Genomic DNA, 13,211 nt, shown 5'->3' on the forward strand with positions numbered 1-13,211 from the left:
AACCTTCTATAGTTAATCCTTATTTTTTGGTATTCTTAGAAAGTTATACTCATTATTGAAAGAGATACAAAACACCCTATTTCAATACCACAACTAATCAAAATTTTATACTTAACATTCAGGTAACATTAGGAATAATAAGTTCACATTGACTTTTTATAGGCCTCAATAGATCCCCGTACACTCCCATTTTTTGTCAATAAGGCAAATGCCTCTTTCTCTGAAATATCCAATTCATCCATCAGCATCCTGACACCTCTTTTTTCCAGTTTGGTGTTGGTCAGTTGCATGTCCACCATTTTGTTGCCCTGTACTCTTCCCAGCTGGATCATTACGGCTGTGGATATCATATTTAGGACCATTTTCTGTGCAGTTCCGGCTTTCATCCGTGTACTACCTGTAATAAACTCGGGCCCTACCACTACCTCTACCGGAAACTCTACAGCCTCGCCTAATGGTGATCCTGAACTGCAAGCGACACACCCAGTAAGCAATCCATTTTCATGTGCTTTCTGAACACCTCCTATCACGTATGGAGTAGTGCCCGAGGCTGCTATCCCAACAACTGAGTCTTTAGAGGTTGGTTGATAAGCCTGTAAATCCTTCCAAGCTTGCTCCTGATCATCTTCAGCAAACTCCACGGCCTTGCGGATAGCTCCATCTCCCCCAGCTATTATACCAATAACCCAATCATGAGGTACTCCAAAGGTGGGTGGGCACTCGGAAGCATCGACAATCCCTAACCGACCGCTTGTTCCTGACCCTATGTAAAACAATCGACCTCCTTGCTGCATGCGCATGGCTATCTGATCGACGAGGGCTTTTATAGCCGGCAAAACTGCTGACACCGCATGGGCTACCGACTGATCTTCCTCATTGATGTGATTAAGAATCTCCAGCGTATCCATCTTCTCGATGTGATCATATTTGGAGGTTTTTTCGGTATCGGGAAGTTTGCTCATAATCTTTGGTGGTATAATGTTAGACCTGCTATAGGGCTTTGAACAGTTCTCTGAATGCTAATTGCCCTGCTCCTTGCTACCTTTTGAAGAATATTACCCAGCAGAAACCCGACTGAGCCCGAAAACGCAATGGTCTCTGGTGACTTGTTCTCAAAATAAGCCTCAAAGTATCGTTCAAAACAATATGCGACAAGCTGATGAATTTCTGGATGAGACTGGTTGTCTACCAGGAAAGGAACAAACTGACTCAAATAAGTTTTCATGTTTCCATTTTGGTATACCTCATCCAACATCTGTGCTTCACTAATCCCGGGGAAGGTCCTTTCGATCACGTGCTGTAGCTCTTTTGAAAGAAATCCCCTGACATATCTCTGAACTAACTCTTTGCCTAAAGCCACTCCACTGCCTTCATCTCCAAGTAGGTATCCAAGAGAGGGTTTGCGAATGGAAATAGTCTTTCCGTCGTAATAAAAGGCCGCACTGCCAGTACCTAATATTCCAACCCAGCCAGCATCTGCGCCCAACAACCCCCTGGCAACTCCAAGTGTATCTGGATAAACAAACACATTTGATTGTACAGTATGTTTCTGAAGTAATTCTTTCACCGAACTACCAGTGCTATCTGAGATACCAGCTGCATAATAATGCACCTGATTTACTTTACTCCAATTGATTTCCGATGGCAAACTTGCGGTCAACTGTTTGAGTGAATGAGTTTGGGCATTAAAGCCACCTGAAACATATTGCAGCACTCGACCATTATCGATCAATCTCCAATCCGTTTTACTTCCGCCCGCATCCGCTATTACCATCATGTTGCTAAGATGCCTATTTGTTCATATCTGTCAAAAACTTTCTCTGTATGAGGTGCGTCAGGAAGTTCATCCGTCAGGTCCTGACCAGCCCAATGCTCATAGTGCTTACCATCTCTCCAGAGTCGTGAGGCTGTTACATCATAAATCCGACCCTGATAGGCTATCCATATTTCCTCCCGGTCTTGTCCGTTTCTTAAAGCGAGTTGAGATCTGGTGTAGGTTTTCATTATTCCAACTGATCCTGCGCCACAATGATTTTCTCCAATTCGGCTAAAAAAACATCCACTTTTTCCAGAGTTGGCAAGACTACTGACTCATCAAAATCTATGAAATCCCCATAATCACCTTCATTACGCCAATCAAAGAGATCTGCGTAAAGCTGACCAAAGTCCTTTGATATTCTCTGGGTGACTATAAAGTGCTTAAAAAACATCGTATGCACTCCGGAGTGAGTTTTGGTCTGTATTCGCTCTTTGACCAGCAGAGCAAAAACCATGTAAAAACATGCATAGTATAATCTGTTGATACATGAATTCCATCTCTTTTTATCCGCTAGAATCTCAGAATCATTAAAAGTCTCACGGGACCTTTCTATTCGATAGTGAATGTAGGACTTAAGTGAATCTTTTCTCATTTCAAAAAGATTCCCTCATTGGCAACGTTGGAATAATAGGGAGTGACAGAAAGTTGATTTTGCCATTTCTGCTTTGAATGCGCGTAAATCGAAATGGGTTGATCAATTCTCAATTCAAGATCAAATAAGTGGTGTCTGATTTGCTGCTCTTTCTTCAGCGTAACTTCTTCGGAATCCAGAAGCACCAAAATATCCCAATCGGAATGTTCGCCAGCATCTCCTCTGGCACGCGAACCATATAAGATGATCTCTGCATCTGGTTCTAGCTCTTTGATGAGGCGACTGATCTCTTGTTTGATTTCTTCTTGGGAAAGCATGATATTAATCAACTCTTGGACAAAAATAACTACTTAAAGGTAACTAAAGTAATTCCACTTCCACCCATTTCCACATGTTCATCCACAGCACTCCCAACGCTGCTGTGGCCTTTGAGATGTGTCCTGATCACATCCCGGAGGATTCCGTGCCCTTTTCCATGAATGATACGCACCTGATCCGTTCCCAGTAGCAATGCTGAGTCAATGTATTCGTCCACTTTCATCAGTGCCTCATCAGCACGCATCCCTCTCACATCCACTTCGCCGTTAAACTGAGTCATTTTCTCCACCATATTAACTCCTCCTACTCGACGGGAGCGTTTCTCTTGTTGCTGATGAGAGACCTTGGCTTTTCTCAGCTTCTTTAGATCAATGAAAGAGATAATATTTCCAAATCGAACCTGAGCTTGCTTGCCCTTAACATTCATCACCTCCCCAGAAGTATCCTGGCCTTCAATGGTGACGCTATCTCCAACCTTAATTTCTTCCTTCTTCCTTTTGTTTTCGTCCTTTTTAATGGAATTGTCTTGAGCCGACTTATATTGATTCAGTCCTTCCCGCAACTGTTTGGTTTTGACTTTGTCGGCTTTGCTTTCCTGAATGCCACGAATAGTGTTTTCAATACGCTTATTGGCTTCTTCCACGATCCGCTTAGCCTCATGCTTAGCTTCTTTGATTAGACGCTTTTGCTCTTCCTGAAGCATTTCCCTCAGGTTTTCGTAATCCTTCTTGATCGAAAGCACATCACTTTCCTCCTTCTCTAGCTTTTTGGTCAACTTCTCATACTTGCCGCGTTCCTTTTCCAGTGAGTTGAGTAGATGCTCGTAATCAACCTGACTTGTCCCCACCATTCCTTTGGCATCCTCAATGATGTTTTTCGGCAAACCAATCTTCTTGGCAATCTCAAAAGCAAACGAACTTCCGGGCTTCCCAACCTCCAATTCGAACAATGGCTCCAAAGCAGCCACGTCATATTTCATTGCGCCATTAACCACTCCTGGTTTGTTCTCAGCAAACTTCTTCAGATTTTGATAGTGCGTAGTAATTACCCCAAAGGACTTGCGGTCATTGAGTTGCCCCAAAATGGATTCCGCAATAGCCCCACCAAACTGAGGCTCGGTCCCAGTACCAAATTCGTCAATCAGAAAGAGCGTGTTGCGATCAGCCATCTCCTGAAAGTACTTCATGGCCGTGAGATGCGAACTGTATGTACTGAGATCGTTCTCCAATGACTGGGTATCACCAATATCCAAAAAGATGTTTCGGAATACTCCAAAGGTGGATGCTTCACTCACCGGCACCAAAAATCCACACTGAAACATGTACTGTAGCAATCCCACTGATTTCAATGCCACAGACTTACCACCAGCATTAGGTCCGGAGATGACAAGAATTCTGTTTTCCTGGCGGCTAAGTTCCAGCGAAAGTGGTATGGTCGGTTTGCCAGCGGCTTGATGAGCCAACCAAAGCAAAGGATGTTTCGCACTATACCACTTCACCTGGGGGTTCTTGCTAATCTCCGGCTTCACTCCATCTACCTGCAAAGCAAAGGCAGCTTTGGCGTGAATAAAATCCATTAAGCCAATAAAAAAAGAACCTTTCTCCAGGTCCTCCATAGACTCTCTGACCAAATCGGTGAGTCTGGTCAGGATCTTAGCGATCTCTCGCTTTTCCTGGTATTGCAACTCACGAACTTCGTTGTTGAGCTGTAGCGCCTCTGTTGGTTCCAGATAGACCGTCTGCCCGGTTGCTGACTCATCATGAACGAACCCTTGGATTCGTCGCTTGTGTTCAGCTTTCAATGGAATGACCAATCGTCCATCACGTACGGTCACCGCACTGTCTTCATCTGTAAGTTTATCCTGAATGGCTTTTCGTAACACTTTGTTGATAGCCGTACGTACCGCCTTTTCCTTTTGAATCAGTAAAGCTCTAATTGATGCGAGTTCAGGACTAGCAGTATCTCTTACAATACCTCGTTCATCCACTATCTGATCAATCTCATTGATCAGTTCCTTATCAGCGATAAACCCATAGGTCAGTGCACATAATTGTGGACAATCATCCTGATGTTTCTTGACATATTGAGTCCAATCATACAGCAAGGTGAGTAAGGACTTGAGCACGCTAAAATCCTCTCCCTGAAGGAAAGTACCTTTTACTTTGATCTTTTTGAGGTACTGTCTCAGGTCCTGAAAGTCTCTGGAAGGCAAGTTATCTCCTGAGGAAAGAATCCGTACCATTTCATGGGTTTGATCCAGCCACTTGGCAATGTCATCCGCCCGAGATGAAGGTTTCACCTTATCAAGGAACTCCACACCATAATTGGACTTGCACTTGGCTTTGACCAGTTGCAATACCTGATCCATTCCTAACTTCTCCTGAATATCGCTAGGGTATTCCAGCATCAATTAATGTTATTAGATTTTTGTCTAGACAATAAGCTATCCACTACCTGATCATAGATTCCTTTCATGGTTCCGATATCATCCACATAGAAACTCATGGATTCAGTGTATTGCTCTTTGGTAATTCCCATTTCGTCAAAGAGCATTTTTTCGTAGTGGTTGTAAATCAATTTGCTGCTATCTCTCGGCAGATACAACTTTTTGACTTTGGCCTCCAAAATATGGACGTCAATGAGAACCCGAACCATTTGATCTCGTGTAAGTACATTTGGAGGTCTCTCCGGTTCTTTTTTGGAGCAATTAACGAATATTAACAGAACCAGAATCACAAAAAAAGAATTTCTCACGAGCTTAAGTCTATGTGTTCGTATAATTTTGTACAAATGTATCGGATCGATAGAAGCCAAAAATACTTTGCATGAAGGAAATCCTTAAAAAGCTGAGAAAATATGAAATACGGGTGCGTAAAGCCATCAATTCTCAGATGCAAGGTGATTTTCACAGCATCTTCAAAGGCTCAGGTCTTGAATTTGATGACGTCAGAGCCTACCAATACGGTGATGATGTAAGAACCATCGACTGGAATGTAACGGCAAAAGGACACGGAACGTTTGTCAAGACTTTCATTGAGGAAAAAGAGCAAACGGTCATGTTCATACTGGATGTGTCAGCATCCCAGGAAATAGGCTCTTCTAAACGCCAAAAAATAGATACCGGAAAAGAAATTACTGCTCTACTGGCTCTATCTGCTGTGAAAGAAAGCAGTGCTGTCGGGCTGCTTTGCTACTCCGACCAGAAAGAAAAGTACATCAAGCCAGGCAAAGGAATGAAGCACTCCTATGAGTTGCTATCCAGCATATTTAAACTAAAACCCACCTCCAGGAAAACCAACCTGGATGAGGCCATTAAAACCACCCTCGGTATCCTCAAACGCCGGGCAGTTATTTTCCTCATCTCAGACTTTATAGACGAAAACTACATGCACAGCCTGAAGGGAATGGCGCGAAAGCATGACCTGGTCGTAGTGCAGCTCTTCGATAAACGTGAATCTCAGATGCCTAACCTGGGAATCATCCCTCTGCATGAAAAAGAATCTGGCAAAACTCTATGGGTCAACTCCTCTTCCAGCCACTTCCGCAATGTGCTGAATAAAACCTACGGAAAAAACACAAGTGAACTAGAGACCTTTTGTCGCCGCAACGATGTGAGCTACCTCTCGGTTGAAACAGGTGATGATTATGTCCCAAAATTGGTACGATTGTTTAGACACAGGAATAAATCCAATGCGCAACGTTCTAGATAAGTTTTTAATTCTTCTGTTTAGTATCATACTATCAGCTACCGCATATGGCCAGCAGATTGCCGTAAGAGGTGGCTTTCTACAGGACAGTGTGAAGATTGGTGAAAACATTACCTACTGGCTCACAGCCGAGTACCCTCAGTCCATCGACTTGATCTTGCCAGACACGCTATATGATTTTACTCCCTGGGAGTTTTCTGGTAAGCAGTACTTTCCCAGTCAGTTGAAAAATGGTCAGGTGTTTGACTCGGCAGTATACACCCTCCAGAGCTATGAAATTGACGAGGTACAGTACCTGGGCTTACCTGCTTTTGTGGTAAAAAGCAAAAGTGATACCACCACCATCAAAGCAGCACTAGATTCCATTTATTTTCAGACGCTCATTCCTGCAGCATCTGACACCTTGCGTCTCAAAACAAACCTGGATTATCAGGATGTAGATTCCATCGTTAACTATCCTTTGATCTGGATCATAGCAGGCGCTTTTCTGGTAATTGCTCTGATTGTCTTTCTGGTATTTGGAAAACGAATCAGAAAAATGTTAAAACTTCGAAGGTTGAAAAAAGACTATATTCGATTCTCTGAAGAATTGAGTACAAGCATTCAAACGCTGAAGAAAGACCCCAATCAGAAGCTCGCTGAACACACATTGGCGGCATGGAAATTATTCCTTGAAAAAATGGAAAAGAAACCTTTTTCCACGCTCACCACCAGAGAGATCATGGCCATGGAATATACAAGTGAACTCAATGGCACGCTTAAAAGTATCGATCGATGTGTCTATGGAGGAATCAACGACGACAACCTTTACAAGAGCTTTCAAGCCATTGAAGATTTCACGCAGCATAGATATACAGTGATTTCAGACCAAATTAAAAACAGCTAGCAGATGGAGGTATTGGAAAATTGGTTTTCTCTGGACTGGTTTACCTGGACTAAACTTCAGTCTTTTGACTGGGAGCAGCCACTGTGGTTCTATGCCCTGGGCATTATTCCAGTCATACTACTACTCCGTTGGATCATTCTCTCTCAGTTTCGCGACCGCCTGCCGATAGCTCTGACAAAGAATGACATTAAAAATGATCCTGTCAGCCTTGTTCGTTTCCTACCTCCTATTCTATTCTATATGGTGCTAGCACTAGTGATCACTGCACTGGCCAGACCACAATCTACCAATGAACAGGTGGAGCAATGGAGCGAAGGTATTGATATCATGCTGACCATAGACATCTCTGAGTCGATGCAGATAGAAGACTTCAAACCCAACCGACTGGAAGCTGCAAAAGACGTGGCGAGGAACTTTGTAGCTGGTCGCTTTCAGGATCGAATTGGACTGGTGGTATTTTCAGGCGATGCCTTTTCCAGATCGCCTTTAACCACTGACTATGAATTGTTGAATAGTTACATCGATGATATCTCATTTGACCTGATTGAAAACCGTGGCACTGCGATCGGTAGTGCTCTAGCTGTTTCCACCAACCGACTGAGAGAATCAGACAGCATGTCTAAAGTAATGATCCTGCTGAGTGATGGAGATAACACTGCCGGTAACATAGACCCAATCACTGCCGCTAAATTGGCACAGGCCTATGACATTAAGATCTATACAATAGCAATAGGTAAGGAAGGCAAAGTTCCTTTTGGTACGGACTTCTTTGGACGCCCGCGGTATGTAGAAAACACTCTGGACGAGACCAACTTGCGAGAGATCGCCGAGATAGGAAATGGCAACTTCTATCGGGTTTCTGATAAAGAGGCATTGCAGCAGGTTTTTGACGAAATTGACCAGTTAGAAAAGGCTGAGATTAAAGAGACACGCTACAAAGACACCACCGACTACTATGCGATTTACTTGCGATGGGCGTTGGTTGTTTTAGCTTTGTGGTTGCTGACCAAGTCGACCTTTATCAGCAATGCGATGACCGACTAAACCATATGCGTTTCCGACTGTTAAGTGCATATGAACTACCGCAAACTCCCTAAAACCAACTTACGAATCTCCGAAATAAGCTTTGGCTGTATGTCGCTCGACCTGACCCGAGATGACAATGAACACCTACTGCGAACTGCAACGGAACGAGGTATTAATTACTTTGATACCGCTGATCTGTACGATCGTGGGGCTAATGAGGAACTCGTTGGAAGTGCCTTGAAGCCGGTAAGAGATCAGGTAATAATCGCCACCAAAGTAGGAAACCAGTGGTTGCCTGATGGATCAGGATGGCAATGGAACCCTACAAAGCAGTATATCCTGGAAGCTGTCGATCAAAGTCTGAAAAGACTGCAAACAGACTACATTGACATTTATCAACTTCATGGAGGCACCATCGATGACGACCGACAAGAAGTCATGGAAGCTTTTGAGCAGCTGAAGCAGCAAGGGAAAATCCGATACTACGGCATCTCTTCTATTCGACCAAATGTGATCGATGCTTACAAACAGACCGGAATAGTGAGCAACATGCTGCAATACAGTCTACTTGACCGACGACCGGAAGAAGAAGTTCTGGATATACTCCAGCAACATGAAGTGGGCGTGATGGTCAGAGGTGGCTTGGCCAAAGGGTTATTAGGTGGAAAACCAGCAAAGGACTATTTAGAGCATTCTACTGCAGCCGTATCTAGCTTGCAGAATGGCTTGAATGAAATCAAAAACGAGCGGTCTTTGACACAAACAGCCCTAAAGTACGTACTGAGTAATTCAGCGGTCACAACAGCCGTAGTGGGTATTCGCACGATGGAACAACTAATTGATGCGGTAAAAACTTCTGATGCTCCTGACCTTAGCATGGAGGAGCTGGATCGGCTAAAGAATATCCTTCCCGCTCAGCGCTACCAGCAACACCGCATTCAGTAAGCAACCACCTGATACTGATCCATCATGCGCGTAATACTAGCTACCAACTGTTGCTGGTGAGTCCATGGCTTTTCCTGACCAGAGTACCCTTGCCAGATCATGCGATTGGTTTTAGCATCAATGAAGTAGACAGAATAAGACCCTGCAGGTAAGTACACCGTCTTCCTTTCATAGCTTTTCTCACGATTGGATAGATTAGCTACATCCATGCTATTTCTCAGCCAATGATTTAAATGGTATTGACTGAATCCAACAATCCGAGTGGGTTGATAATGAAATTTGTAGGAAACCAGCAAGTCCGGGCTTTCATCATCATGTCGGTACCCCATCGACTCAAACCGCTTTTCAACAATGCTCTTTAGAATCTCCTCCTCTGTAGCTCCTACTGGTGAATTGGAGATATGCATAAATGCAAATGATCGATACTTTCTAAAATCTCCAGAAAAATCAAAATCAGAGTCCAGTATAAAACGTTCGGAACTACAACTGAATCCAACCAAACTAAGGAGAAGTAGAATTTTACATATTTTAATCATAATGGCTATTAATTTCTTAATAGCTAATTTATTGAAGATTAAACATGTTTTTATCTAATATAAATTCTATTTTATTGTAAATATTAAAAATTATAATTTACCTAGTTTCAAGGTTTAAGTCACGTTGCTAACAATCAATTGTGAGTAGAAATCGATTTCATATTGATGATTTAGCACACCGTTGTATTCACTATTAAAAGCCAGTCATTTAGCTTAATCGTGATTGATCAATCAAATTATAATCTTTATTAATTATATTTGTATTTTATAACTTATTTTAATTATATTAAGAAATATCACTTAATTAGGTTGTAATTATGAACTACGCAGTATTGACCGGAGACTTAATGGCATCCAGACAAGTGGAACCCGGCGAGTGGATTCATTTACTCAAGGACGTATTATCCAAGTATGGCCAACCTACCACTGAATGGATGATTTACCGTGGAGACAGCTTTCAACTAGAAACCACTCCAAAAATGGCTTTAACAGCCGCCATTCATATAAAGTCTGCTATCAAAACAATCCAACACCTGGACGTTCGAATGGCCATTGGGATTGGCACCAAAACCTTCAGTGGAAATCAGGTCACCGAATCCAATGGAACAGCTTTCCAGCATTCAGGAGACTGCTATGAGAGTCTGCAAAAAAGAAGCCTGGCAATTAAAACAGGTGTAAGTGAAATAGACGAAGAACTCAACCTATATTTAAGGCTAGCCTGTCTCACCATGGACAGCTGGGCATATAAAACCGCGCTCACCGTGAAAGTAGTCATTGAAAACCCAGATCGAACACAAAAAGAACTCGAAAAACTGCTCCACACCAAACAGAGTGGTATCAGTGCTAGCTTAAAAAGAAGTGGATTTGAAGAAATAGATCTGATGATCAGGCGCTACAAGAAAATCATTACCAACTTATGAATCAGCTCTTACTACAACTACTTCTGGCTCATATCATTGGCGACTTTTTGATCCAGCCCAAAAAGTGGGTAGAAAGTAAGCAAAAACATGCCGTACGCTCCAGATACTTGTACCTTCATTTGTTGGTACACCTATTGGCATTACTGGCTACTCTACAGTTTCAGATTGGTCAGTATTGGCAAGTGATTGTTATTATCATCATCACACACTACGCCATAGATCTGAGCAAAATATATCTCCAACGCCATGTCAACAGGGTTTTACTCTTTGCCCTCGATCAGTTGGCACACTTGGTGGTCATTCTGCTTATATGCCATGCGTACGATCCTTTCGACATAGGTGGGCTTAACATATCACAACCGCAGCTACTTCTGACACTGATTGCCTTGCTCTGCCTCACTTCGGTAGCATCTATCATTATTAAAGTGATCACCAGTCAGTGGAAGTTTAAAGAAAAGAAATCGCTGAAAGGTGCGGGAGCTTACATTGGTATGTTGGAGCGCTTGTTTGTTTTTCTATTCATTATCTATGACCAATGGGAAGCAATTGGCTTTCTGATTACCGCCAAATCTGTGTTTCGTTTCGGTGATCTTTCCAAAGCAAAGGATCGAAAACTCACGGAATATATTCTTATCGGCACACTTCTCAGCTTTGCATTGGCCGTGATCATAGGACTCACTTACTTGTACTTACTGCAACAGATATAATTACCTCAAATTCTCTTGAATATATCTTTCCACCTCTGTGCGCAGCTCATCCAGCGGTATAGATCCATTTGCTAGGATTACTTCATGGAACTGCTGTAAATCAAAATTCGCTCCCAGTTCTTGCTCTGCCTTAGCCCGCAATGATTTGATGGTTAGTTCCCCTATTTTGTAACTGACAGCCTGCCCAGGCCAACCAATGTATCGATCAATCTCAGTTTTCACTTCATGAAGGGAAAGCGCAGTGTTGTTGGCTAAGAAATCGAGAGCTTGCTGACGCGACCATCCCTGGTAGTGCAGCCCTACATCCACCACCAGCCTGCAAGCACGCCACATCTCATAAGTGTACCTGCCAAAAAGCTCATATGGAGTAGTGTACATTCCCATCTCCTCTCCTAAATACTCCGCATACAATCCCCATCCCTCTCCATATGCACTGATGTAGTAATTCTTCCGGAAGTCAGGAATATCAGTGGTCAACTCAGCTGCCACCATGATCCCCAGGTGATGACCGGGGACCGCCTCATGCAAAGTCAATGCAGGCAGCGTATAAAAAGGCCTGCTGGAAAGATCGTAAGTGTTGACCCAATAGGTCCCAGGTCGATTCTGACTTCTACTCCCAGGCACATACCTCCCTCCTGTGTAATTGGGAGCAATGGACATGGGAACAGGAGCCACTGTAAAGGGCAATTCGTACAGCGTCTTGAACAATCTAGGCAGCTGGCCTTCTGCTTTCTTGCTGAGCCAGGCAGCATGATTCAATAGCTCCTGAGCACTTCCAGCATAGAACTGTGGATCTGTACGGAGAAACTCAATGAAGTCTTCAAAACCACCTTCAAATCCAACATCTTCAATGACCTGCTCCATTAGTGAACGAATACGGATCACCTCTGACTGTCCCAAAGCAAATACCGAGTCTGGAGTAAGGTCTTGAGTAGTATAAAACTGAATACGATCTTCATAGTACTTTTTACCATTACTTACACTGCTGATTCCAGGACTAGCTGGTGCTTTTGGTAGGTACTCGGATACCAGGAAATCCTTTAGCTGCTGGTAACGAGGCATCAGTTCCTTCCTGATGATAGATCGGCCATTGTTTTGCAATTTGGTTTGTTGCTCATCGGGTATGGCATTTGAAAAAGTGATATATGGTTGGTAAAAAACCTGATTCTCTACCGCTCCTAACCATGGTTCCAACAAAGAAATAGTATTCTCGACGATGACCTTTGGACGCATCACACCAGCATCAACTCCCTTTTTAAGTAATTCCAGATTGTAATCAAGATACACCCCAAATGAGCGCATCCACTGCTCATAGTTAGTATAGTCATCCGTAGTGCCAAACGATCGATTGCTCAGACTAAATGTAGGATTATTGTAAAAACCGCCTTCGGCATTGAACGGCATCAGGTATGTTTTGAATTTGACTGTACTTAGCTCATCATTCAGTTTCAATAACAACGTGGAGCGGGTTATTTGATCTTGGCGGGAAAGTAAGGCTGGGTCCATCCTATCCAGTGTTTCAAGCTCTTTTTCCTTAGCCTTTGCCTGTGTGATCACCTGCTCCTCTCGTAAGAAATAGTAACGATTAGATGAACGGCTCTCATCATATACCTGATCTATGGAATCCAGGTTGGCAAGTACATTCAGTAGAGTGGAATTGCTCTGAGCTCCAAGCAAGGTAAAAACAAACATCAAGACACAAGAAAGAGTAGACTTCATTGGTATAATTAGTTAGGTTTTATAAATCTAAACATC

General features: G+C 43.0%; 15 protein-coding genes. 6 read left to right on the plus strand and 9 right to left on the minus strand.

All coding sequences use genetic code 11. From position 1 onward, the window contains the following. Nucleotides 1-143: 143 nt before the first annotated feature. Genes murQ through ACO067_RS01270 form a run of 7 tightly spaced genes read right to left on the minus strand, consistent with a single transcriptional unit; the run spans nt 144 to nt 5,483 of the window. Nucleotides 144-962: an N-acetylmuramic acid 6-phosphate etherase gene (gene murQ, locus ACO067_RS01240; protein ID WP_421869574.1), complete on the minus strand. Its 819-nt coding sequence runs from the start codon at nt 960-962 to the stop codon at nt 144-146. After that, nucleotides 959-1,777, minus strand: coding sequence for a hypothetical protein (locus ACO067_RS01245; protein ID WP_421869577.1), 819 nt, complete (start codon nt 1,775-1,777; stop codon nt 959-961). Before ACO067_RS01245 ends, murQ begins: the two co-directional genes overlap by 4 nt. Then, nucleotides 1,774-2,004, minus strand: a complete 231-nt coding sequence (locus ACO067_RS01250) for a cytochrome b5 domain-containing protein (protein WP_421869580.1) — start codon at nt 2,002-2,004, stop codon at nt 1,774-1,776. Before ACO067_RS01250 ends, ACO067_RS01245 begins: the two co-directional genes overlap by 4 nt. Continuing rightward, a complete protein-coding gene (locus ACO067_RS01255) occupies nt 2,004-2,411 on the minus strand; it encodes a HEPN domain-containing protein (RefSeq protein WP_421869583.1) in 408 nt (135 codons plus the stop codon). Before ACO067_RS01255 ends, ACO067_RS01250 begins: the two co-directional genes overlap by 1 nt. Then, nucleotides 2,408-2,728 carry a nucleotidyltransferase domain-containing protein gene (locus tag ACO067_RS01260; protein ID WP_421869587.1) on the minus strand — a complete coding sequence of 107 codons (321 nt, stop codon included), beginning with the start codon at nt 2,726-2,728 and terminating at the stop codon, nt 2,408-2,410. Before ACO067_RS01260 ends, ACO067_RS01255 begins: the two co-directional genes overlap by 4 nt. A 29-nt stretch (nt 2,729-2,757) precedes the next feature. After that, on the minus strand, nt 2,758-5,136 hold the full coding sequence (locus ACO067_RS01265; RefSeq protein ID WP_421869590.1) for an endonuclease MutS2: 2,379 nt from the start codon (nt 5,134-5,136) through the stop codon (nt 2,758-2,760). Beyond that, a complete protein-coding gene (locus tag ACO067_RS01270; RefSeq protein WP_421869593.1) occupies nt 5,136-5,483 on the minus strand; it encodes a DUF4296 domain-containing protein in 348 nt (115 codons plus the stop codon). Before ACO067_RS01270 ends, ACO067_RS01265 begins: the two co-directional genes overlap by 1 nt. A gap of 71 nt (nt 5,484-5,554) precedes the next feature. Between ACO067_RS01270 and ACO067_RS01275 the strand changes: the two genes are divergently transcribed. Genes ACO067_RS01275 through ACO067_RS01290 form a run of 4 tightly spaced genes read left to right on the plus strand, consistent with a single transcriptional unit; the run spans nt 5,555 to nt 9,293 of the window. Continuing rightward, on the plus strand, nt 5,555-6,439 hold the full coding sequence (locus tag ACO067_RS01275; protein WP_421869596.1) for a DUF58 domain-containing protein: 885 nt from the start codon (nt 5,555-5,557) through the stop codon (nt 6,437-6,439). After that, a complete protein-coding gene (locus ACO067_RS01280; protein ID WP_421869599.1) occupies nt 6,420-7,322 on the plus strand; it encodes a hypothetical protein in 903 nt (300 codons plus the stop codon). The genes ACO067_RS01275 and ACO067_RS01280 overlap by 20 nt, the downstream gene beginning before the upstream one ends. Nucleotides 7,323-7,325: 3 nt before the next feature. Then, nucleotides 7,326-8,366 carry a vWA domain-containing protein gene (locus tag ACO067_RS01285; RefSeq protein WP_421869602.1) on the plus strand — a complete coding sequence of 347 codons (1,041 nt, stop codon included), beginning with the start codon at nt 7,326-7,328 and terminating at the stop codon, nt 8,364-8,366. 30 nt (nt 8,367-8,396) lie between these two features. After that, nucleotides 8,397-9,293, plus strand: a complete 897-nt coding sequence (locus tag ACO067_RS01290; RefSeq protein WP_421869605.1) for an aldo/keto reductase — start codon at nt 8,397-8,399, stop codon at nt 9,291-9,293. Here ACO067_RS01290 and ACO067_RS01295 read toward each other — a convergent pair. After that, nucleotides 9,287-9,829 carry a DUF4136 domain-containing protein gene (locus tag ACO067_RS01295; RefSeq protein WP_421869608.1) on the minus strand — a complete coding sequence of 181 codons (543 nt, stop codon included), beginning with the start codon at nt 9,827-9,829 and terminating at the stop codon, nt 9,287-9,289. The two genes, ACO067_RS01290 and ACO067_RS01295, sit on opposite strands and share 7 nt — an antisense overlap. A 317-nt stretch (nt 9,830-10,146) precedes the next feature. Here ACO067_RS01295 and ACO067_RS01300 point away from each other — a divergent pair, with 317 nt between their 5' ends. Both ACO067_RS01300 and ACO067_RS01305 read left to right on the plus strand, forming a co-directional pair. Next, nucleotides 10,147-10,749: a transcriptional regulator gene (locus ACO067_RS01300; RefSeq protein ID WP_421869611.1), complete on the plus strand. Its 603-nt coding sequence runs from the start codon at nt 10,147-10,149 to the stop codon at nt 10,747-10,749. Then, a complete protein-coding gene (locus ACO067_RS01305; protein WP_421869614.1) occupies nt 10,746-11,456 on the plus strand; it encodes a DUF3307 domain-containing protein in 711 nt (236 codons plus the stop codon). The genes ACO067_RS01300 and ACO067_RS01305 overlap by 4 nt, the downstream gene beginning before the upstream one ends. Here ACO067_RS01305 and ACO067_RS01310 read toward each other — a convergent pair whose 3' ends face one another. Beyond that, nucleotides 11,457-13,175: a DUF885 domain-containing protein gene (locus ACO067_RS01310; RefSeq protein ID WP_421869619.1), complete on the minus strand. Its 1,719-nt coding sequence runs from the start codon at nt 13,173-13,175 to the stop codon at nt 11,457-11,459. Nucleotides 13,176-13,211: the final 36 nt, after the last annotated feature.

It is taken from the genome of Marinoscillum sp. (assembly GCF_965229915.1).
Taxonomy (GTDB): Bacteria; Bacteroidota; Bacteroidia; order Cytophagales; family Cyclobacteriaceae; genus Marinoscillum.

Excerpts from the sequence above, each read along its gene's own strand:
- murQ (WP_421869574.1), bottom strand. The coding sequence starts at position 962 with ATGAGCAAACTTCCCGATACCGAAAAAACCTCCAAATATGATCACATC.
- ACO067_RS01245 (WP_421869577.1), bottom strand. The coding sequence starts at position 1,777 with ATGATGGTAATAGCGGATGCGGGCGGAAGTAAAACGGATTGGAGATTG.
- ACO067_RS01250 (WP_421869580.1), bottom strand. The coding sequence starts at position 2,004 with ATGAAAACCTACACCAGATCTCAACTCGCTTTAAGAAACGGACAAGAC.
- ACO067_RS01255 (WP_421869583.1), bottom strand. The coding sequence starts at position 2,411 with ATGAGAAAAGATTCACTTAAGTCCTACATTCACTATCGAATAGAAAGG.
- ACO067_RS01260 (WP_421869587.1), bottom strand. The coding sequence starts at position 2,728 with ATGCTTTCCCAAGAAGAAATCAAACAAGAGATCAGTCGCCTCATCAAA.
- ACO067_RS01265 (WP_421869590.1), bottom strand. The coding sequence starts at position 5,136 with ATGCTGGAATACCCTAGCGATATTCAGGAGAAGTTAGGAATGGATCAG.
- ACO067_RS01275 (WP_421869596.1), top strand. The coding sequence starts at position 5,555 with ATGAAGGAAATCCTTAAAAAGCTGAGAAAATATGAAATACGGGTGCGT.
- ACO067_RS01280 (WP_421869599.1), top strand. The coding sequence starts at position 6,420 with ATGCGCAACGTTCTAGATAAGTTTTTAATTCTTCTGTTTAGTATCATA.
- ACO067_RS01285 (WP_421869602.1), top strand. The coding sequence starts at position 7,326 with ATGGAGGTATTGGAAAATTGGTTTTCTCTGGACTGGTTTACCTGGACT.
- ACO067_RS01290 (WP_421869605.1), top strand. The coding sequence starts at position 8,397 with ATGAACTACCGCAAACTCCCTAAAACCAACTTACGAATCTCCGAAATA.
- ACO067_RS01295 (WP_421869608.1), bottom strand. The coding sequence starts at position 9,829 with ATGATTAAAATATGTAAAATTCTACTTCTCCTTAGTTTGGTTGGATTC.
- ACO067_RS01300 (WP_421869611.1), top strand. The coding sequence starts at position 10,147 with ATGAACTACGCAGTATTGACCGGAGACTTAATGGCATCCAGACAAGTG.
- ACO067_RS01305 (WP_421869614.1), top strand. The coding sequence starts at position 10,746 with ATGAATCAGCTCTTACTACAACTACTTCTGGCTCATATCATTGGCGAC.
- ACO067_RS01310 (WP_421869619.1), bottom strand. The coding sequence starts at position 13,175 with ATGAAGTCTACTCTTTCTTGTGTCTTGATGTTTGTTTTTACCTTGCTT.